The 23,724-nt window shown below is 40.8% G+C and carries 10 protein-coding genes; 7 read left to right on the forward strand and 3 right to left on the reverse strand.

What is annotated here, in order from left to right:
- Window positions 1-53 precede the first annotated feature (53 nt).
- Together IPJ86_16325 and IPJ86_16330 are read right to left on the reverse strand one after the other, a co-directional pair.
- Window positions 54-692, reverse strand: coding sequence for a response regulator transcription factor (locus IPJ86_16325; GenBank protein ID MBK7888787.1), 639 nt, complete (start codon window positions 690-692; stop codon window positions 54-56).
- 70 nt (window positions 693-762) lie between these two features.
- Entirely contained in the window at window positions 763-3,900 is a 3,138-nt protein-coding gene (locus tag IPJ86_16330) for a hypothetical protein (GenBank protein ID MBK7888788.1), read from the reverse strand.
- Between the two features lie 619 nt (window positions 3,901-4,519).
- On the opposite strand from IPJ86_16330, the gene IPJ86_16335 reads away from it, so the two are divergent.
- Genes IPJ86_16335 through IPJ86_16345 form a run of 3 tightly spaced genes read left to right on the forward strand, consistent with a single transcriptional unit; the run spans window position 4,520 to window position 13,627 of the window.
- Window positions 4,520-6,976, forward strand: coding sequence for a hypothetical protein (locus tag IPJ86_16335; protein MBK7888789.1), 2,457 nt, complete (start codon window positions 4,520-4,522; stop codon window positions 6,974-6,976).
- Window positions 6,973-7,431 (forward strand): hypothetical protein, encoded by a 459-nt coding sequence (locus tag IPJ86_16340; protein MBK7888790.1) that lies wholly within the window; start codon window positions 6,973-6,975, stop codon window positions 7,429-7,431. The genes IPJ86_16335 and IPJ86_16340 overlap by 4 nt, the downstream gene beginning before the upstream one ends.
- Complete coding sequence (locus IPJ86_16345) at window positions 7,361-13,627, forward strand: hypothetical protein (GenBank protein ID MBK7888791.1); 6,267 nt, start codon at window positions 7,361-7,363, stop codon at window positions 13,625-13,627. The genes IPJ86_16340 and IPJ86_16345 overlap by 71 nt, the downstream gene beginning before the upstream one ends.
- Before the next feature lie 87 nt (window positions 13,628-13,714).
- On the opposite strand, the gene IPJ86_16350 is transcribed toward IPJ86_16345, so the two are convergent.
- Window positions 13,715-13,900, reverse strand: coding sequence for a class I lanthipeptide (locus IPJ86_16350; GenBank protein ID MBK7888792.1), 186 nt, complete (start codon window positions 13,898-13,900; stop codon window positions 13,715-13,717).
- Window positions 13,901-14,359: 459 nt separating this feature from the next.
- Between IPJ86_16350 and IPJ86_16355 the strand changes: the two genes are divergently transcribed.
- The 4 genes from IPJ86_16355 to IPJ86_16370 all read left to right on the forward strand — a co-directional run bounded on the left by IPJ86_16355 (window position 14,360) and on the right by IPJ86_16370 (window position 23,618).
- The gene (locus tag IPJ86_16355; protein MBK7888793.1) at window positions 14,360-15,511 is read left to right on the forward strand and encodes a cystathionine gamma-synthase; all 1,152 of its coding nucleotides are present in this window, start codon (window positions 14,360-14,362) and stop codon (window positions 15,509-15,511) included.
- A gap of 534 nt (window positions 15,512-16,045) precedes the next feature.
- Window positions 16,046-19,090, forward strand: a complete 3,045-nt coding sequence (locus tag IPJ86_16360; GenBank protein MBK7888794.1) for a hypothetical protein — start codon at window positions 16,046-16,048, stop codon at window positions 19,088-19,090.
- Between the two features lie 66 nt (window positions 19,091-19,156).
- A complete protein-coding gene (locus IPJ86_16365; GenBank protein MBK7888795.1) occupies window positions 19,157-19,807 on the forward strand; it encodes a response regulator transcription factor in 651 nt (216 codons plus the stop codon).
- Between the two features lie 382 nt (window positions 19,808-20,189).
- The gene (locus tag IPJ86_16370; protein ID MBK7888796.1) at window positions 20,190-23,618 is read left to right on the forward strand and encodes a hypothetical protein; all 3,429 of its coding nucleotides are present in this window, start codon (window positions 20,190-20,192) and stop codon (window positions 23,616-23,618) included.
- Window positions 23,619-23,724: the final 106 nt, after the last annotated feature.

The raw sequence follows: 23,724 nt of genomic DNA on the forward strand, positions 1-23,724 counted from the left end.
TATCGTTTGATATCGCCCTTTATTATTATAACTATTGTATTAGTGACGGAGCATTAAATAATTTTCTGTTCCAGTGCAACCGAAATTGCTTCTGTTGCAGAATGTACATGTAACTTCTCATATATTTTCTTGAAATGAGAGTTTACAGTATGCCAACTGATACCGCAAGCATCAGCAATCATTTTATAGCTGGAGCCTTTAACCAAATGAGATAATATCTCCAGTTCACGTGGCGTTAAATCAAAAGTGGAATTTTTAATTTTTGAATTCGTTTTATTTTGAAATACCTCCAATACTTTCTTCGCTACGGATGGAGTCATAGGTGCACCACCTTCCATCACATCTCTTATCCCCTCAATTAATTTTAAAGGGGATGTTTTCTTTAAAAAATAACCATGCGCGCCCGATTTAACTGCTTCAAAAATTTTATCTTCCTCTTCAAAAACGGTTTGCATGATGACCATCACGTCGGGCATAGATTTACGAATTAACTTTAATCCTCCTATACCATTTAAACCCGGCATATCGATGTCCATTAAGATTACATCAGGTAGCAATGCTTTGGCTTTTTCAATAATACCTTCGCAATTGACGAAAGTACCTACACACTTCATGTCATCATACTGATTGATTAATAATTCCAGGCTTTCCAGCCTTCCCTTATTATCATCAAAAACCATTACTTTAATCATAATTCAAATATAAGTAGTTCGATATAATTTATGTATCACTATTATTAGTCAGATATTGATAAATTCAGAATTAAAGATCAAATACCAGTTTAACGCTCGTTCCTTTACCCGGCAAAGAGTCAATAGTCAGGACACCTTTTATTTCCATTGCTCTTTTTTTCATATTGACCAGCCCATTTCCTCTTGTATCTTCCAGTTTAAAGCCTCTTCCGTCATCTTTTATCATCAGGGTAATCATTTTATCGTTTTCATATAAATCAATCCAAACGGATTTGCATTGGGCGTATTTTAAAATATTGTTCAGACTTTCTTTAAAAATCAAATACAGGTTTTTACGCTGCTTCATATCAATCTTTACATTTTTCAATCGTTCATCAAGATTGAGGTGGAGGTGAATTGGGGTAGAACCAATGGTTTCCGCAGCGTGAGTCCGCATTTTAACGAGGATGTTTTCGAAGCGATCATTCTTACTGTCAATCATCCAAACAATATCGTTCATTGCTTCCTGTGAAATTTGCGTGTATTCACCGATTTTATCCAGCACAGGAATAACATCGTCTTTTTTTCTGCTGATACTTTCTTTAGCCACCTGATTAAAAATGGAAATAGAACTAAGGTTAGAGCCGATTTCATCGTGTAAATCTCTGGCGATATTCTCCCGGATGTTTAAGAGTTTTCGGTTTTGTCGGTTCTTATAGAGCATCCAACTGTAAATCAAACCTGCCAACGTCAGCAATAGTAAAATATAAAAATAGTCGGATTTGTACCAGGGGGTACTTATGGTAAAAGGAATAGACAATTCCTGATCACTCCATTCTCCATGGGGATTAGAGCATTTTACTTTAAAAATGTATTCTCCCGGATCCAGATTTGAATAAGTAGTGAAACGTCGGGTACCACAATTTATCCAGTTTTGATCCAGCCCTTCCAGCTTATAAGCATATTGAATCTCTTCATTCCTGAAAAAGTCGAGTGAGGAGAATTGAAAGGTGAGATTGTTTTCAGTGTATTGAAAATGAAAGCTGGAGTCCAAAGGCTGAATTTTATTGTTGCATAAAATTTTTGTAATTACAGGTGGAGGACTGAGTATATGCGCTGAAACGGTATCCGGATGAAAAATGACGAAGCCATTGATTCCACCAAAGGCAAGTCTTCCATCGGTCAGACTACAAGCTGCATTCGTATTGAATTCCTCAAAGAGCAGTCCGTCTTTATTGGAAAAAGTTAAAAAGGAATTATTTCCCGGAATGAATTTGCAAATTCCTTTATTGGTTCCCATCCAGAGATTACCTGTTGCATCCATCAGCAGACTATAAACCGAATTGTCCGAAAGACCTTCTTCTTTTCTAAATTGCCTTATCGTTTTTTTAATAGGATTATAACTGAGTAAACCGTTTCCGTTCGTGCCAATCCAGATATTCTCTTTATCACGATAAATTATACTCCGAATATCTGATGAGAGAAGTGGCAGTTGATTGTTCAACGGCATAACTTCCATGGTGTTTTTATCAATGGTAAATATTCCCTTGGCTGTACCTAGTAATAACCTGCTATTTATATACCCGGTAATACAGAATATACTTGCTCCCTTCAGGTGTTCCTTGCCCTGTTTTAAGTCAAGGTTTTCAGGTGGAGGTATTTCCTCTCTTGAACGAAGGCGAAAAAGATGTCCGGACGAAAGCCCAAAGTAAATAGATGAATCTGCGTCCACATATGCGGAACGAAAGGTGAACCGATCATTTTGCAGGAGAGAATCATAAGAAACATGCAGTTTATATTCACTTTTTTTATAGTTCAATTGATGGAGCAACGGCGTATTCCAACCGGTGATCCAAATGTTGTCGTTTTGATCCTTTATTATAGTGCTGTAAGGATTTTCGTTGAAAAGCACTTTGTTAGTTGTGGGGTGTATTATCCGCGTAAGGCTACTGTCAACTATATTAAATTGTCGAACTCCATCCAGTGAGGCAATGAAAAGTGAATTCTTCCCGGTTTCGCAAATGGAACGTATATTTCTGCTTAAAGAGTAATTGTTGGGATTCGCTTTTCCGTCTGTTACAAAAGAATTGAAGAGCGTTTTATTTCTTTCACATTTGACCAATCCTTTTCCCGCTGAAAAGAACCAGGTAATTTCATTGCTATAATCCAGAATTAAGTTACAGTCATTGGTTGGGTTTTGAGAATTACCTGTATGAAGATGGGAGAGCAACAACAGCGAGTCATTTGCAATGGCCATTTCAATTAATCCACCATTACTATTCTGCAACCAGAAATTATTATTTTTCCCTTTCACAAAACCACTGAATGTAAAATCCGCTCCAAATTCTTCCTTCAGTTTTATTAAAAGGGACGATTTGCCGGATTTGCCGGTCAACATATTGTGAAACTCAATTTCACCCTTCGGTGAAAGAAGGATCAGGTAATTGTTTATTAATTTTTCAAAATTGGGTTTTGATCTCAAAGGTGTTGTTTCTGAAGATCGGGGGAGGATTTCTTTGAAAGTTTGAAGTGTAGGTTCAAATACGAAAAGATGGGAAATACAACTTACATAGAGATCCTTATCCTTAATAAAGAAATAGTTTGGTTGAGCACACAATGAAATGCTCGCTTTCTTATTCAATCCGATAGGATCCAGTTTCTTGAATTGATTTGTTGTCAGGTCAAAACCGAAAAAGCCATTTCCTGTAGCAAAGAGCAATTGATTATTGAAAATTTCAGCATTAACCGAAGAGGCCTCCGAAATAAGTGCCGGAAGTAGATATTTTGTAACAAGATTCTTTGAAAAGTTAACTTTATATAACACCTCCTCCGCCAAAAAGAACGTAAACGGCCCATAGAAAGCGATTACTTTAACATCTTTTCCGGAAGAAATTGGGAGAATAGATTTGAAAGTTTCTGTCCTGTATGAGTAACTTGCAATTGCCCGGGAAGTAATAAAGAAGGTATTGCCTGATGCGTCACTATGACCGGAAATAACTGTTGAAGAAGGCAGACTTGAAGGATCCGATGGGTTATTTCTATATTCTATAAATTCATTCCCATCAAATCGGCTCAATCCATTTTCAGAAAGCAACCACAAGAATCCTTTAGGATCATCCCATAATCCGGTTATGGTACCTGCCGGAAGTCCTTCCTGTGTGGTATATGACTTAAAATATACCGTTTGCTGAGCAGAGAGGCTCCACAGATTTCCGATAAGGAGCCCCACGAAAACAAGGAACTTTTTTCCGGTAGAATTCAATTTTAACAAGCAGATGGAGGTTGAACGATTTTCATAGGGTGGTCATAAGAGCAGCTTTCTATAACTAGCGGAGAAGGGTAATTGGAATGCTTCAACACTTCAGCCCTAATATTAGGGGTTTACGAAGGCATAAAATTAACGAAATTGCGTGAGATTAGATCTGGGTAACACCGAAACCAAAACAGTAAGGTTGTTTATTAGAATGGAAGGAAATAGCTGCTGAGAAATTGGCAGCTTTTTCTTTCATTTCCATACTTAAAGCGTTTTTATGCAGCCCGCTATGATTTTTATTGTTGCAGGGAATACACAAAATAGTTATCAATAGTTGATGGGTAACAAACTGATCATTGATTAAAATCAGCGATGTTATCCTCTTATTTCAGCATATTTTACCCGAAGGGATGGTTAAAATATGCTGAAATAAGAGGATAGTCCTGATTGTATATGGCGCTAATGGTTTTGCGACCACCTAATATTAGGCATTGGGAAATGGAAGTTTATCCCGAACTTGCTTGATTATATTCCGTGAAAAATTCATGCTACAATGATCACACGTCGTGTATTGATGAAAACAAATAACCAACATATGAAAACAATTACCAGTTCACCAGGTTTGAATAAAGTCAGACCTGTTTATTTTTTGCTACTCTTTACTCTCAGTTTCATGACTTGTTTTGAGTCGGTAGCACAAGTTGCTTACAATTGGACGTCAACAACAGGTGGTACTTATACACAATTATCCGGAGGAGGTATAACAGTGATTAATGCCAATGCCGGATTGTCATCAGGTCTGTCTAATAGTCAGGATGACGGAGCAGCTCTTGTTACACTGCCCTTCACATTTACGTACATGGGTAATCCGTTCACTGAGGTTACTTTTTGTACGAATGGCTGGATAGGAATGGGTAATCAGATGACCATTTCCGCCAGTAATTCGAGAGTTGGTGGAAACTTATTTACTGCAACCGCTCCCGTTAATACAATTGGTGTATGGTTTAAAGATATGGGCGCCAATTTTCCTGCCACTCAGCCGGGAACAGGTCCGGGTAGTATGCGACATGGTTTAACCGGAACAGATATTTATACCTTTCAATGGGATCAGGCTGTCGGCAGCAGCTTCAGCATTACCACAGCTAACCTTATCAGATTTCAAGTTTCTATCCATGGACCTGCTTCAGCCACGCCCGGCCGGATTGAATTGTTATATGGAACAACTACCGGAACTATAACTGCCACAGGAGCAGCTATAGGAATAGAAAATGCAACCGGAGGAACCAATAATTATATCAATGCATTAAACGGATTACAGAACTCAACAACTACTTCATCCGCATGGCCGGGTAATGGAAACGGATGGCGTTTCGATCCGCAAGCTCCCTGTGTCATTCCTGCTGATCAACCCACCGCATTAACATTAACCCCTGTTTCTACCTCTCAAATTGACGGTTCATTTACTCCGGCAGGCAGTACGCCTAATGGGTATTTAGTAGTGCGTTATCCTAATGGTGCGGCAACTACAAATCCTGTAAATGGCACTACCTATATAGCCGGGCAATCTCTTGGTTTGGGTACCGTTGTTTCGTTTGGAGCAGCTACAAGTTTTAGCACTACAGGTCTTACCGGAAGTACCACCTTTGATTATTACGTTTACGCCTATAATAATTTACTTTGTTCAGGAGCACCTGCCTACAATACGACGATTAACGCCGGACAAAATTCAGGATCAGCTTCAACAAATGCCTGCGGTGTAATTGCATCTCCAATAACTGTCGGACCTACAGGAACCTATCCTACTTTAAGCGGACCGGGTGGCGCCATTGCCGCTATTGCTACAACAGGTATTTCATCTCCACTGGTTATAGAAATGCAAAGCACTTATACCGGAGCAGGAGAAACCTATCCGATAACGATGTCTTATGATGCATGCATCACTGCTACTAATAATGTGACTATTCGTCCGGAAGTGTCGGCCACTTCTGCCATTTTAATTACCAGTAATCATGCGACTTCCACCATTGATATGAATGGAGCCAGTTTTATTACTATCGATGGCCGCCCGGGCGGATCTGGAACCGATAAATTTTTAACGATAGAGAATACCGGTACCACCGGTCAGTCGGTATTATTGAGAAACGAATCTTCTAACAACACACTTACCTATCTGGATGTCCGCGCTGCGAATGCGAACGGAGCGAACAATACAACTACAGCGTTGGCAGGAAGTACCATTCCCGGAGCAATTGCTATTGGTACTACTACCGGAGCAAATGGAAACGATAATAACACCATTTCATTCTGTGATGTACACAGTATTACCTCCGGTGGAAACCTTGGTGTCTGTATCTATGCTTATAATTCAACCGCAGCAGGTACAGCTTCCAATAATGATAACAACAGTATTATCAATAATAATATTTATGATTTCTTCCTTGGTGCTTTGGCTTCAGCAGGTATCAATGTTACTCCGGGTAATAATAATTATAGTATTGCTAACAACCGTATTTATCAGACATCTTCCCTGACTTATACCGGCACACAAACGGTTCGTGGTATGTGGATCTCACCTAATACAGGATCTTTAACCTCGGCAAGCGGTTATGTGATTTCAAACAATAGTATTGGTTACAGTACTTCTGCGGGTACGGGCACTTATACAATGACCGGTACAACCGCGTGGTTGTTTAGTGGGATGGATTTATCCTTAGGAATTGGTACTGCTTCTTCTGTTCAAAATAACACAATTACCAATTTTAATGTGACATCCGGTAATACCGGCTCCACTGCTTTTGTTGGAATTAACGTCGCCAATGGTGTAGTAGATATTGGAACAGTTACAGGGAATTTAATCGGATCAAACACTGTAAATGGTGCAATTACTTTTACTGCTACCGCTAATACCGGAGGAGTTCTTGGTATCAGAACAGGTGGTGGAAGTTTAATCAACATAGCCAACAACCAGATTTCAGGAGTAGATTTGCTTTCATCTGTACTTACCGTAACACCCATATTCAATGGTATTGCCGTTTCCGGGGTACAACAGTGAATGTGACAAATAATACTATAGGTAGTTTAACGCTTGCCAATAGTATCAATGCCGTTTCCGCATCTACTTCTACATCGATTCAATCGATTCGAGGTATTACAGTGAATAGTGGCGCAACTGCCAGAGTTGTTACCGGTAATATCATTGCCAATATGAATACGAATATTGCAGCTGTCGGAACACAGGCAACATCTATGCAGGGTATTCAGGTGACTGCAGGTACCGTTACTGTTTCTAACAATACAATTACCAACCTCAGTTCAAGTACGCAAACTACTTCCGGAGGTAATACTTCTGCTATTGTGGGAATTGCCTATTCCTCTACAACAGCACCTGCAACGATCAGTGGTAATACCCTTCATACATTGCGATTAACGAGTCCTCTTGCAACGGGAGCAACAACTTGTCAGGCGATTACTTTTTACAGGACCTACGACAGGAACCAATGTTATTGAAAAGAATAACATTCATAGTTTATCGCTGGCTAACACGGCAAACACGTTAGGAGTTTTGTCGGGAATGGATGTTGGATCAGGTCTGGTAACGATAAAAAATAACATGATTCGTTTGGGGCTTGATGAAAACGGAAACAGTGTAACTGCGGGCATCTTGATTCGCGGTATTTCAAGTAATTCTACGACTCAGAACATATACAATAACAGTATCTATATTGGTGGAACAGGAGTAGCTTCGTCAACTGTTAATTCAACCTGTTTTCAAAAGACAGGGGCTGTCGTTGCGGATGTCCGGAACAATATTTTCATGAACGACAGAAGCAATGCTGCCGGAACAGCGAAACACTATGCAGTTAATTTAAACAACTCGACTTCACTCACATTAAATTACAATGATTACTACGGAACAGGTACAGGGTATGTGTTTGGATTTAACGGTACAACTGACTTTGCAACGTATTCATCCGGTTGGGTGGCGAGTGATATCAACAGTCAGGCGGGCAATCCTGAATTTATCAATCCGGCAGGTACAGCAGCAACCGGAGATTTACATATTCATCCAACTAATCAAACCATCATCGAACAAAATGGAACGAACATCGCTTCGGTAACAGATGATTTTGACGGACAATCACGTGCCGGATTCACTCCAGATGATATCGGTGCTGATGCAGGAAATTTTGCCGGATTCTTCTGCTCCGGTCCTCCCTCTTCTGCAACGGCTACCTTAGCAATTCCTGGTCAGGTGTGTGGTAATGTTACAAAAACGATGTTCCTCTCCGGATTTACTGCATTGCCGGGTTATACTTATCAGTGGCAAGAGTCAGCTACAGGTTTGCCGGGTTCATTTGTTAATGTTACCGGAGGTACAGGCGCAAATGCTATTAGTTACACTACCGCAATATTAAATGCCTCCATGTATTACCAATGTGAAATTGGTTGTTCATTTGGAGCAGGAACTACTACTTCAAGTTCGGTTTTTGCAGACATACTTCCTGTACCAGTAATAACTGCTACACCGACTACCGGAACCAGCGTATGCAGCGGGGCTAATGTGGATTTATCTGCCAGTGGTGCGAATACTTATACCTGGACTGTAAATCCGGGTGTGGCAGGTTATCCGGTAGTATCCTTGTTAACCACAAGGAATAATTTAGCTAATGTAACCTCAAGGCCAACTTCTACGCTTGCATCAAGTACTGCCACTCCTCCGGCCACTGTTGCAACTCCAACATGGACTTATACAGTAACCGGAACTGCATTGAATGGATGTACATCGCAAGCTGTGGTAGTTTTAAATGTGGTCACATCACCGGTTGTTCCTGTTCAGTTAACCTATACTTATTCACCTGACCCCGTATGTGCAACCGGAACGCCTGTAACCTTTACAGTAAATAATCCGGGAACTATTGGTGCAGGAAGCTGGGTGTACAATTGGTATGATCAATCCGGAACAACATTGCTTCAAAGCACTACCACTGCATCCGCTACAGATAACTATACCCCTACAACACCAGTTGCTAATGGTAATTATATTTATCAGGTACGTGCGAGCAATACGGAGTGCCCTGCATCGTATGCAGTAGCATCACCTTCGTATTTTGTTGGTTATACTTCATTGAATGTTGTTTCGGACGCGAATTGTGGTGATAACGGAGTAGCGACCGTTTATCCGGAAGGACAAAACAGTTTCACAACATGGTATTCGAATAATTTTGCTACCGGCCTACAAGGACCTGCATTCGATGCATCCTTCGGTAATACCAATTTTACAAGCGGAAGAGCCAATATCACCAATCAGGCAAATGGCCAGACCGGTGCTTTGGTCATCAGAAATTCTGCGTTCATCAATACAAACAATTTGCAGGTTGATTTTAAAATGTCAACAGGCCCCCGCGGATTTGCCTTTAATATATTAGGAGCAGATGGTATGTGTTGGAGTTATGGTGGAGATGTTACTGTAGGAACAGTGACAACAGGAGGACAAGGTGAAGGAGGGTCAGGTACAGGACTTAAGCTTGCATTTGATGCAACGGCAAACGGGCCGAACAATCAGCCGGGTTGTTACCTCATGTTTAATTGTACAGTAGTAGGGCAGGGTCCCGGTGATCCCGGAGTACTTGCTTATAAGTTAGGATCCTGGTGGCAGGGACTGGTGGATGCACCTGTTGCGATCATCATCAGTCAGAATGGATTTGTAACAGTAACCGTAAACAATGAGGTGATTTTTGATCATGTACCCTTGCCGGCCTCTTATCTCACCAGCAATAAAAGCAACTGGATACATTCGTTCACTGCACGTACGGGTGGTTCAAACCAATTACATGCTATTGACGATTTAAATATTCGTTATAATAGTTACGAGTATAGCAACAACAGTACGACCGGTTTAGATGGAACATGGCAATCTTCAAATACCTTCTCAGGACTGGCAGCAGGTACCTATCCGTTATGGGTACGTAATCCTGTAGATCCTACCTGCGTTTCGAATGTGGGTAATGCCATTATTGGAACCAGTCCTTCGCCTTCATCAGCCATTACTGTTGCTGCGCCTGGTTTTAATACAACCATTTGTGCAGGAAGCAGTACTGATTTAACTACGGATGTTTCTATTCCGGGTGCTGTCTTTTTATGGGAAACAGCCGCTTCAGTAGGAGGTCCTTACTCGCCGGCACCGGGAGTAAACAATACCGCCATCTACTCGACAGGTACTTTATTGGCGAGTGCTTACTATCGTTGTACTTTTACTTGTCCGAGCTCTTCTCCTGTGACCTCTACACCTGTATTGGTAACCGTTAACAGCGGAACGATTACTTCAACGAATTCACCTCAACAAGTAAACTGTCTGAACAGTATAGCTACTGTTACCGCTAACCCCGGACCGAATACAACAATTGTTTGGTATGCCAGTCCAAGTGGGGGTTCACCATTGTTTTCAGGAAACAGTTATTCCGTCACCCCTTCATCGTTTCCTTCGACGTACTATGCGGAGCCTGTAACAACAACTTTTACCAATCATTATGATTTAGGAGGGGAAAAATCTGTGGGTGGAAATTTAAATGGCGGATCTGCAGCCGGTATCAATATTTCAAGTAAATTTAATACGACGGCAAGTATCAGAATTGACAGTATTAAGGTGCTTCCAAATGCTGCCGGTACACTTACGGTTGCCTTACAGAATGCAGGATCTGCCACTAATATTTCTTCGTTTAATCAAACAATTTTAGCAGCGCAGGTGGGAACCTTTGTAAATGTTCCGGTGAACTTTGTGGTAACCGGTTCAGGAAATTACCAGTTGACAACAAGTGGAGTAACCTGTTCCTATAATCCTACTTATCCTCCGGCCAACTATGGCCTTTCTTACATGAATCTGGGAGGAGTATTCTCCATTGTGGGTGGTTCAACAACACCAACAGGTGCTACCAGTACAAGTGTATATGGAACTTCGTATAATTGGAGTATTACTACTTCCTGTCCGACAGGTGGTGCCAGAGTACCTGTGGTTGTGGATATAAACCCTGCGAGTCTGGTGACCGTAAATCCATCATCATCTACTTTCTGTGTGGGAGGTTTTGCACAACTCGTAGCTTCCAGCCCGACAGTATATAGTGATTACGGATGGTCTCCGGTAACTAATCTTTTCATTGATTCCCTGGGAACAATTCCATATACCGCAGGAACCAATGAAGATACTGTTTATGCGATTCCTGCTGCGGGAGGTTCAATCACCTATACTGCTTCTACTGCTGTAACCGGATGTACCAATACTGCTACTGCTGTTGTTACAGGAAACCCTTCTCCAATAATAACGGCTACAACTACTACGCCTGTATTATGTAATGGTGATACAGCTCAGATTTCTGTAAACATCACTTCGCCGGTTTCTGTTAACTATTCCGTTACTTCTATCCCTCATGCTCCGTTGGATCCCACCGGTTCAAGTGATTGGGGAGCCGGTCCTTCCGGTGATGATTCGCAGGTAGCAACTACTCTTCCGTTTCCTTTCACGTATTTCGGAACGGCGTATACAAATGTGAGTATTTACTCAAATGGATTCATTCAGTTTGGAACCAGCAGTAACTCTACTACTGTATATGGTGCAAACATTCCAAGTGCTGCTAACCCAAATAATATTGTCGCTCTGGCCTGGGAAGATTTTAACGTTGTATCTCCGGATAGTATTCGTTTCTATACTGTAGGTGCTGCTCCTAACCGTCAGTGGGTAGCCGAATGGGTGAACGTTGACTTCTTTACTACAGGAGGTAATGTCAGTGGACAGATTGTTTTAAATGAGGCGGACAACACGATCGATATTTATCATACTAATATTGATAACAATGGTAATCAGACGGCTTGTGGTGTTGAAAACAGTAACGGTACCGCCGGTTTTACACCTCCGAGCCGTAATTTCTCGTTATGGACTCCTAATCCGGTTGTGAATGAAGCCTGGAAGTTTACGCCTCTTCCTGCCACAAATATCAGTTGGTCGGGTGCTAATATCATTGGCTCTTCCACTGAAGCGAATATTCAGGCTAATCCTCCTTCTTCCGGTTACTTCACTGTCACCGTCACAAATCCGCTCAATGGATGTACAAGAGCTGATTCAGTATTGATTAGTTCAAGTGTGAATCCTAAACCTGTCATCACTGACAACGACACTACCTTGTGTAACCCTGATTTCATTTACGTGAATGTGGTGGATACCGGTGCATTTGTTGGCGGCTATCCTGCAGGTACAAACTTTACCTGGAGCGCTATCGGAGTTGCGATTCCTGATCTGGATTCTATCAGCTCAAGCAATGGTTCTTCTTACTCAGTTATCATTACACTGCCTAGCGGATGTTCTGCAAGTTCTGATACCGCTACTATCCTGACCAAGTCGGTGGCGGTAGTGGATGTGATTACTCCTGCAAGTTGTACCACAGGTGGTTCAATCGCTGTAACCGTAACCAGCGGATTACCGAACTATAATTACATCTGGTCCACCGACCTTGCTCAAACCAATATCATCAGCAACGTAACGAAGGCGAACAATCAGGATACATTAAGTAACCTGACCGCCGGTACTTATTACCTGCAGGTATATGATGAAGCGGGAAGTCCTGCCTCTTGTAATTCCGGTGTATTGACCTATGTTGTTTCGGGATCCTCTCCGATCGTGATCGATTCAGTGATTGGAACAGATATCTCCTGTAACGGATTTGCTGATGGATCAGCCACCGTATTCTGGACCGGAGGAACTGCGCCATACAACATCTTGTGGAGCGATGGAAATACCAACGCAACGCGTGCAGTTACTGCCGCTGCTACATTAACGGTGATTGTATCGGATAACTCCGGTTGTGCAGATACATCATCTGTTACCATCAATGAGCCTGCATCAATTACCCTGACCCTTTCATCTACTAACGAAAGCGCCCCCGGTGCTAACGACGGTACAGCTTCAGTAGTAATAGCAGGTGGAACTCCCGGCTATGTCATTGAGTGGTACGATGCATTATTTACATTGATTGGTAGCGGTACTCCAATTACAGGTCTTACAGGTGGAACGTATACGGCTGTGGTAACAGACACCAACGGTTGTCAAGGATTTGATAACGTAGTGATCACGACTAACACCAACGCTATTCTTAATCTGACCATGCTGATTGAAGGTATGTATGATGGAGCAGGCGGATTGGTGCCGGCCTTACTGAATTCAGGAGTAGGCGTTAGTTTGACAGAATGTGATACGATCCGTGTAGAAATCCGTGATCAGTTAACCCCTGGCAATATTCTGGCTTCCGGAACAGCAGTACTTGGCACCAATGGCCAGGCGAGCTTTACTTTCCCGGCTGCCATTAACGGTGCTAACGGTTACATCGCGGTGTTCCATCGTAACGCGGTACAGACATGGAGTGATTTGCTCACCTTCTCTGCTACAACGAACTACAACTTCACCACTGCGGCTACTCAGGCCTTCAGTTCCAATATGATTGCTGTAGCGCCGGGCGTATTCGCGTTTTACAGTGGCGATATCGCTCCACAGGATGACGTGGTGGATATTACCGATCAGGGCTATGTAGGAAATGATATCTTGAACTTTGCTTCCGGCTATGTACCAACGGATGTATCGGGAGATGGAGTAGTGGATATCACCGATCAGGCGATTGTAGATAATAACATCTTAAACTTCATTGGATCGATTCATCCATAAGAAATATAATCTAAATTAAAATAAGCGAGGTTACCAATAGGGTAGCCTCGCTTTTTCAATTTGATATAATTTGAAATCTTAGTCAAATTATTTCACAACAACAGGGCAGTTTCTGCGTGTAGAACAATTGGAAACGTTGCAACTGGTCAGCGAAGTGGGAGAGCCGCAGAAGTAGTCAGATTTTTTTCCTCCTACTCTTTGATGCATTTCAGATTCATTTAAGTTGGAGATGGTCATTTTGTTTAAGCTGAGTTTGTTGATTGTTTTTTTCATGATGTTTGTTTTTTATAGTTTTTATTTTGTTTGATAAGTCAAAAGTATATTCATCTTGTCCGGTCTGTATGGAACTTTATAGAGACGGTCACTTTGCTTTGTAAATGGTCTTGTCCGGCGTGTATTTGTCAAATAAGGGAGAACCCTATGTTGAACAGGATGAAAAAAAATGACCTTATATAATGGATTGGAACTTGAAAAGGTGTTGGAAATGATATCCTAAACTTTTCTTTTGGTTATATACCAACTGATGTATCGGGCGATGGAGTGGTGGATATCACTGATCAGGCGATTTTAGATACTAACGTCTTAAATTTCGTTGGGTCTATTCATCCGTAAAGAAATTGGAGCCTACATCATATCAGACTTTGTTGTCCCTGCCATTTTCGGAGGGACTTTCGTTCCGTTTGATTGATTTGGCTCTAATTATCTATTTTTGTCATTCAAAATTATAGAAAGATGAACGATAATTCCGGTTTCGGTACCAAAGCTATACATGCAGGTCAGCATCCTGACCCCACTACCGGTGCTATTATGACACCTATTTACCAAACCAGTACCTATGTGCAGGAATGGCCGGGTAAGCACAAGGGTTATGCCTATGCCAGAGGGAAAAATCCGACCCGTTCCGCCTTGGAGCAGTGTATCGCAGCCCTGGAGAATGCGGAACATGGATTATGTTTCAGTAGCGGACAAGGGGCCAGTGATGCAATTATCAAAATGCTGCGTCCCGGTGATGAAGTCATTGCGACCAATGATTTGTATGGCGGTAGCTACCGGATGTTCACTAAAATATTTGAACCTTTTGGAATAAAATTTCATTTTGTAAACATGTATGACGCGAATAATATTCGCAATCATATCAATGATAAAACCAGAATGCTCTGGGTAGAGACACCTACTAATCCTACCATGCAAATTATTGATATAAGAGCATGTGCTGCTATTGCGAAGGAGTCAAAGCTCATCCTGGTCGTCGATAATACTTTCGCTTCACCTTATTTGCAGAATCCACTTGCCCTGGGTGCTGATATTGTAATGCACTCTGTCACGAAATACCTCGGTGGACATAGTGACGTGGTGATGGGTGCTATCTGTACCAACAACAAGGAATACTATGATCAATTGGCTTTTATCCATAACAGTTGTGGAGCTACTCCGGGACCAATGGATAGTTTTTTAGTATTACGTGGTATAAAAACATTGCACGTGCGCATGGAGCGCCATTGCAGCAATGGAAAAGCAATAGCAGAATATTTGAGAGCACATCCTAAAGTAGATAAAGTGTACTGGCCCGGTTTTACTGATCATCCTAATCATCATATCGCCAAAGCACAGATGAAGGATTTCGGAGGGATGATTTCGTTTACACTTAAAAATGCTACCGTGGAAGAAACATTTACTATGGCTTCGAAAGTTAAAGTATTCTCTTTGGCTGAATCACTCGGTGGTGTTGAGTCGCTGTTGAATCACCCTGCTACGATGACTCATGCATCTATACCAAAAGAAGAAAGAGAAAAGGCGGGCGTAACCGATGGCTTGATTCGTTTAAGCGTAGGCATTGAAGATATTGAGGACTTGTTGGAGGATTTAAGACAGGCGATAGGTTGATATATTACGAATTACGAAATTGTACGGAAGTGCGAATTACGAAAGTATACGGAAGTGCGAATTACGAAATTGTACGGAAGTGCGAATTACGAAAGTATACGGAAGTGCGAATTACGAAATTGTACGGAAGTGCGAATTACGAAAGTATACGGAAGTGCGAATTACGAAATTGTACGGAAGTGCGAATTACGAAATTGTACGGAAGTGCGAATTACGAAAAATGGCTGAAAGCGCGGAACCGGCCTACCGGCAGGCTGGTTCGAAATGGACGAAATGCGAATAGCGAAATATGGAATAAAAGGAATCAACACCCGAATTTCGTTTGCGTAGAAAGCCGGACTTCAATTTATCATTGGATTTACCATTTTTAGGCAGATTATTGGTTTTTATGTAAAGGAAGGGTGTAGATTTTTTCATTTACCGGATTAATTTTGTAAGTTTGCTTATAGCACGTACTGATTTATTATTTATATCATGAGGACAGGTCTTCCTTTTTAAGGATTTTAATCCCCGGTGATAGGTGATGGACACAATATGAGAAGACTTTTAACCATATCTCTTTCTGTTTTATTGTTTCTCCATGCGGCGATTTTAACAGCGCAGGAGAAATCAGTTTACCTGAAGTCATACCATGCTGTCGACGGTCTTTCCGATAATAATGTTACCTGTATTGTTCAGGATAAGTATGGTTTTATTTGGATAGGTACAAAAGATGGCTTGAACCGGTTTGATGGAAAGGAGTTTCAGGTGTTTCGCAATGATCCAAAAGATTCTGTTTCGCTTTCTTCTAACAATATCACCTGTCTGGAAATTTCCAATGACTCTATATTGTGGATTGGAACAGCAAATGCAGGTTTTTGTTCTTATGATTTCAAGTCAGGGCATTTTCGACGATTTACTATAGAATCAGCCGGATTACTATCAAATTATGTGAATTCACTTTCGTTTGATCAGCGTAAAAGTGGATTATGGGTAGGTCAGAATAACGGAGGATTGAGTTTTCTTGATTTCAAAACGAACCGAGCTAAAACTCTAATTGACAACAAGACCTATTTTGATATTGCTGTGATGGATGACCATGTATATGCTGCTGCAATCGGCAGATCCATTCGACGAATTCAAAAATTAGATTTGTATGACTCCAGCACTGCGAAATATGCAAGCACTGTGAATACAATATTCCGTTCTGATGACGGTAAAATCTGGTGCGGTGCCTGGGACAATGGCCTGCATTTATTTGATGGAGTGACGAGGAAAGCTTCTTACATTTTTGACAATAATGGTCGATTGAGTTATAACGGCGATGAAATACTATCTATAGCTGAAGATGAACAGCAGCTACTTTGGCTGGGCACCCGAATGTCAGGGTTGAGATTCTTTGATATGAAGTCCCGCACTTTTATACCACCCTTTCGATTTTCCGAGGAAGTGAGTGGCCGGGTGAATAGTTTGTTCAAGGATAAGAATAATCGAATCTGGATTGGTAGCGCAGCCGGACTATATCTTTACGATCCCTTGCTGAATCAGTTCAACGTAGTGATGTTAAACGATGATAGATCAGATGTTGATTGTCCGGTGAATGGAAGATTAATAACAAAGAGTGGTTTGGATCTTGTCATTTCACCCTGCGGACTCTACTTTAAGCACAAACAAGAGAACCGGTATAGTTTTAAATCTTTTGTTGAAGATAGTATAAAATTACAATTGGTATCTATTTTTAAAACCAGTTCAAATAGGATTTTAATTGGTACAAATAAAACAGTATATTTTTTAGATACTGTAAATATTGCTTTATCTCCCATTACAAAAATCAATGGAAATTTTAAGAATCATTTTCATTCTATATATTCATCGCGCTTTAACGCGATGTCACCTTTAAGAAAAGAGAATGATAGTATGATTTTTATTGTGGCATATGGTCATGAAATGTTTCTATTTAACAGGAACACAGAACAAGTGATTAATATTGGATTTGGGAAGGATAGTATTTCAGATATTTATATTGATAATCTTATTCGCAAAATTGTTGTCGATAAAAGGAACAGAATATTTTTATGTGGCGCATCAAGAGGCCTTCAGCAGTTTTTTATTAAGGAGCAATTTAGGTTCGATAATTATTTTTATAATGACAGCTTGAAGTTTATTAAAGAATGTTCCTGGCGCACTTATGCTAAGCTGGATGAAAATACGATCAATGATATTTTCGATATGACTGAACTGAGTGATGGATCATATTATGCGACCAGTCAGGGCAATGGCTTACTCCGCTTTCATCCGGATGATATTGATCGTCCTTTTGTAACTATGAATGCTCCTGTTAAATCGACGATGGGTATTTCGGCGGTTAGTGATTCCTCTATATGGATGATTACTTCTAAAGGTATTTTAAATTATAACATCAATACGGGCAGGTATATACTCTATTCGGAACTACATGGACTTCCATCCGGAATGACGGGTTATTTTTATAAAGATAAGGACGGACAACTCACGGCGGGTTTTGGAAATGGGTTTGTTAGTTTTTATCCGGAACGAATTAAAGCTCATGCGGAGAAACCAACTTTATACCTGACAAAGTACTGGGTCATGGATGAGCTTCAGAAGGAGAAAATCAGTAGAGAATTGGTGATGAAACATGATCGGAACTTTGTTCGATTCTATTTATCCTCAAATTGCTTTTCTTTCAATGAACAAAATGAGTATCGGTATTTTCTGGAAGGGATTGATCAGCAATGGAGAAGTAATGGCTCTGATCCGCTCATAACATACACGAATTTACCACCCGGAGACTATACTTTTCGTTGTATGGTTTTAAATAGTAGCGGAATCGCCAGTGATCAATTGAACATCCTCATTACAATAATTCCTCCGTTTTATACAACATGGTGGTTTTATTTATTGATAGCCGGGTTTATTGCTGTACTTATTTATGCGATGTACCGGTATCGGCTTCTTCAAATTCTTAAACTGCAAAATATCCGTAACCATATCGCCAGAGACTTGCACGATGATATTGGATCTACGTTGGGAAGTATTCAAATATATAGTCAGGTTGCGAAGGTGAAGTTAAATGGTGAAGCCTCAGAGACCATCGGCCCAATACTTAAGAAAATCGAGGATAATGCCAAAGAGATAATAGAGAAAACAAGTGATACCGTATGGTTTGTTAAATCGTCCAATGATAGTTTCCATGAATTGTTCATTCGAATGGAAAGTCATATCGCCGGATTGTTACAACATAGCCCTATTCGTTTCAACATTGTGGCTGACCCAACATTGTTTACGCTTAAGCTGGATATGACATCCAAGCGAAACCTCTTTCTTATTTTCAAGGAAGCTTTGCATAACATGGTGAAGTATTCAAATGCAACAGAGGTGGAGGTGAAACTTGAAGTTAGAAATTCGAAGTATCGGCTGGTTATTCGTGATAATGGCGAGGGATTCGACAGAAGCAAGTATAGTAATCCTTTAAATGGAAATGGATTGGCAAATATGGAAAATCGGGCATCTGAAATGAAAGGAAATCTTCGAATTGATGCAGCTCCCGGAAAAGGAACAGTCATTGTAGTGGAATTTTGAATTTCACCAGAATTGGTGGTATTTAATTTTAAATTTACTCCTTACTATTGTAAAAGTTATTGAACGATGATCAAAATTATTTTATTTGACGACAACCGTAGCATTTGCGATTCTATAGGGTTGCTCCTTTCTACGATAGATGATATGAGGTTAGTGGCCACCTATCATAATGTAGAAGATGTAATTGACAGAGTGCGTAAGGCTAATCCGGATGTAATTTTGATGGATATTGATATGTCAGGGATTACAGGTATTGAAGCGGTAAGGCAACTTCGCTCAAAAAATATTACCATTCCTGTTATCATGCTGACCGGTTTTGAAGATGCCGATAAAGTATTTGCCTCCATATGTGCCGGTGCTAACGGCTATATTTTAAAAAGTGCAAATATGAATGAGTTGGTAGGTCATATTAACGATGTCTATCATGGCGGTGCACCTATGACTCCCATTATTGCACGTAAAGTGCTGGACCGCTTTGTGAAACTTCAGGCAGCCCCTCATCCGGAAGAAGACTTTAATTTGAGTAAAAGGGAAGATCAGGTGTTACAACTTCTGGTGAAAGGAAAGTCGTATAAGATGATCGCCGAAGAGTTGAATATAAGCTATGAAACTGTCCATTCTCACGTACGGAGAATCTATCAAAAACTACAGGTGAATTCAGTGAGCGAAGCCGTTTCTAAAACCCTCTCTATGCGGTTTTGGGGATCGTCCACCTAGATGCTTTTGATGACTATCTTATTTTTTGCTTAATAAATGTTATTGATTTCTTAGATTGGTAATTGTTTATTGTCTTAGATTAAAGGCCAGGTTCAATGGACATATCTCACCATTAGATCATAGTTTTTCACGCTGCATCTTCAGGCCGGGGAACTTGTTCCATATATTGATTATTAATCATTTATTTAAAAGTTTAATGTGATTGCTGATAGCGGCGGTTGAAGGTAATTCACCATAATTGGTTATTTCCGTTTCGGAACCTGTTTCGCAACTTTGAAAATATTGCCCTTGAAGGATGGATGGACTTCTACGAGTTGTTTATCGCAGGGAGCATTTGCCACATTATTCAAAACCAAGAATATAAAATATAAAAAGATTCATTATGGATATTAACATCACTTTAAAAGCGCTGCCCAAGAATCAATGGTTTAGAAAGCTAACGTTGTTTCTGCTTTTATACTGTTTGTGCACAATTCAAGTAAATGCTCAATTGTACACGCGTACTACCTTCAATGCAGCTTATGTCCCGATAACTACTGGCGGAGGAGCAACCATCTCTACAGCAACCGGAAATGATGCTAACCAAACAGGTATTTCGCTGGGCTTTACGTTTGCCTATGCGGGAAATAACTACACAACTTTAGGTTTAAATACCAATGGATTTTTATTTTTTGATGCAGTAGCTCCCGCAGTCAACACAGAGAATAGTAGACTATTTAGTACGTTTGCCCCCAACTTATGCGTCACAGCCTGGTGGAATGATTTAATTGATGATGCATCTTCAGATATCTTATACCAAACGCAGGGCGCACCGGGAAGCCGGACTTTTACTGTGCAATACACCAATTATCCGAATAATGCAGGGGTCAACGGAAGCAATGTGCGCATCAATTGTCAGGTGAAGTTATATGAAACTTCCGGGATAATTGAATACCACTATGGCCTTGTAAACATCTCCGGAACCATTGGTGTTCATGCAGGAGCCGCTATTGGATTGGAATACGGTGCCGGAGGTAAAGGAAATTTTATTGATGCTGTTACAGGTTCAAAGGGAACCACAAATAGAATGTTAAGTGCCGTCACCTCCTGGCCGGCGGTGAACTATCGATTTACACCCGGTTCTCCATCGCCTGTGGCTGGTGGAACATACAACGTAGGCGTTGGACAAACCTATTCTAATCTTTCATTAGCCGTTGCTGATTTGAATCACAGAGGAATTGTTGGTGCGGTTACTTTAAATCTCACCGATGACAATTATGATACAACTGCAGCCAATGGCAGCAACCGGTTTCCAATACTATTAGGACCCGTAGCTGGTAGCAGTTCGATAAACAGAATCACTCTTTCAAAATCCGGGACTCCTGCTACAATATCATACCGCGGTTCTAATGCTGTTGGGAATATAGGTAGCTTCGGAAGTATTGGTGCTTTCGGTTGGACAGAAGAACCCATTCTCGGTGTAAGTTCTTCGTTTACCACGGTAAGCAATATTAATATCATCTCGCATGGAACTTCTCCCCACCTGGTGGAAATTGGCTTGTTGGTTTTTCAAGCCGATGCAGCATTAGGTGCACAAAATAATGTGTTGGAAAAAATTAATGTAAACCTCGATCGCACCAATACCAATACCATCGGAATCGCATCTAAATGGACAACAGGGACTAGTGGTTTTGGTGGCTCTAATTCCTATAATACTTATAGAGATTTTACCATTCGTGATTGCAACAGAGGAATGGATTTTGAAGGCGCCGGTGGTGCAGGCAATACGCCTGATCTCAATACAAAAATTATTTCTTCTGCCTGTAATGTATTTAATTCAATCGGAGATCCTGCCGTTCCCAATGATATTGGAGGAACTACTGCGTTAACATACGGAATTAGAATGCACAATCAAAAAAATCCGCTCATTCGAAATTGCATTATCAGAAATGTGACCACCACCCATCAATCCAGTCAAGTAGATGGAATTTTCATGCTGACTTTTTCAGGAACCGGAGAAATTAGTAATAATGTCATACGGACAATTTCCAGAAATAATGCCGCATCAAATCTGCATGTATGTGGAATTCGTATTACCACGTCAGGCAATGTTATTAAAAACATGAGAGTGTTCAATAATAGCGTTTCTGAAATTTTATCTTCTTATTCCGGAGTAGCTACCGCAAACCGCCATATTAAAGGTGTTTTTATTGAAGGTTCCGGTAATATCGGTAAACAAAATGTTCATGTGTGGAATAATAGCGTGAGTATAAATGGATCCGGTTCTCCAAATTTATCCAATACCTGCTTTGAAATTTCAAGTCCTGCCTCTGTGAATCATGTCGTACAGAATAATGTTTTTGCAAATTTTACCCCGGCACAAACGGGTGTGGCCAGCCACTATTGCTTTGTGACTCCGGTAGTGGATAGAATAGGTTACACTTCTCCTTCTTCATCGTCAGATTATAACGATTTGTATATTGCAAATGATCAGGGAACATCCGGGCATGTGGGCTTGGGCAATACAACCAATTATTCTGCACTAGCAGCATGGCAGACGGGAATTACCTTTAATCCGGGTACGGATGCCAATTCAATTTCCTCGAATCCATTCTTTGTAAACAATAACAGTGACCTTCATGGTACTGCTTTGTCATCTTCTATTAATGGAACCGGAACAACTCCACCCGGCTATACTACTTTTGATTATGATTGTGAAGTAAGAAATTCTCCCTTTGATATAGGATTTGATGATATTTCCAATGTGGATACAATCAATATAGTGAGTTCCTTCAATCCTTCCGCTACCGGATCTATTTGTGGCTTAGGATATGATCCTGATTCATCTCATTTGTGGGTTTATGGCTGCAGTGCGGCTACTATTCAACGGTATTCTACTACGGGTGTTCTGCTGGGTTCAGTGACGGTTGCAGGAGGTACTGCGAATGACGTGGATCTTGAAGTGGCTCCTGAAAATCTTACGCTTAACACAGGCAGTATTTCAAAAGGGCAGTTGCTCCTTGTGAATGGAGAAACCGGAGTGGCCAATATTTTTGCCTATAGTAAATCAACCGGATTAGTAACGGATACTTTAATCACATCCTTCGGGAGTAGTCATGTAGTAGGAGGTGCTTATCATGAATTACGAAACACCTTCTTTCTTCTTCAGGATAATGTGCCCGGTGTGGCTCTTGAAAATATGGTGGCGGAAATTCATCCTGTAACCGGTGCTACATTGAATACATTTCAAACCACCGGGGTTTTTGACATCTCTTTTGGCGATATTGAAGTTGGAACGAATGGAAATTTATTTATCGTGAGTAGTATTCAAACCGGTATAGCGGAATATACACCTACCGGGACGTTGGTTAAAATTCATAACCTTCCGGCAGGTGTAACTGATCTCAGTGGCATTGCCCTCGATTGTAATACCAATCAAGCCTGGGTATGCGGTGCCGGTGTCGTGTATCAATTGGGTCAGTTTCCGTGTGGTACAGTTCCTTCAGTGAGATTAGACCTGAGTTTTTTTATTGAAGGATTTATAACCGATGTAAATGAAATGAAACCGGTGCTGGCCAATAGCAGCATCAGCAGTAATATGCTTGAATGTGATTCCTTGACAGTGGAATTGCGATCACCAATAAGCCCTTATGGCGTGGTGACTTCCTATCAAAGTATTGTCAGAACAGATGGTGTTGTGTCATTAAACTTGCCCAATTCCTTTTTAGGAGGCAGCTATTATATTGCAGTGAAAGGAAGGAATATTATTGAAACATGGAGTAAAAATCCTGTCACCCTGACGGCATTTACTAATTATAGTTTCAAGGAATAATGGTGTTACTGGCACTGTTAAAATCAGAAGAAGCAGATAAACTTCGTTGGTTCTTGGGCGGACACTGTTTAGTGAACTGATGATCGCTTTCACATTGAAGGGAAGT

It is taken from the genome of Bacteroidota bacterium (assembly GCA_016713925.1).
Lineage (GTDB): Bacteria > Bacteroidota > Bacteroidia > AKYH767-A > OLB10 > JAJTFW01.

Excerpts from the sequence above, each read along its gene's own strand:
- IPJ86_16350 (MBK7888792.1), bottom strand. The coding sequence starts at position 13,900 with ATGAAAAAAACAATCAACAAACTCAGCTTAAACAAAATGACCATCTCC.
- IPJ86_16360 (MBK7888794.1), top strand. The coding sequence starts at position 16,046 with ATGAGAAGACTTTTAACCATATCTCTTTCTGTTTTATTGTTTCTCCAT.
- IPJ86_16355 (MBK7888793.1), top strand. The coding sequence starts at position 14,360 with ATGAACGATAATTCCGGTTTCGGTACCAAAGCTATACATGCAGGTCAG.
- IPJ86_16365 (MBK7888795.1), top strand. The coding sequence starts at position 19,157 with ATGATCAAAATTATTTTATTTGACGACAACCGTAGCATTTGCGATTCT.
- IPJ86_16370 (MBK7888796.1), top strand. The coding sequence starts at position 20,190 with ATGGATATTAACATCACTTTAAAAGCGCTGCCCAAGAATCAATGGTTT.
- IPJ86_16335 (MBK7888789.1), top strand. The coding sequence starts at position 4,520 with ATGAAAACAATTACCAGTTCACCAGGTTTGAATAAAGTCAGACCTGTT.
- IPJ86_16325 (MBK7888787.1), bottom strand. The coding sequence starts at position 692 with ATGATTAAAGTAATGGTTTTTGATGATAATAAGGGAAGGCTGGAAAGC.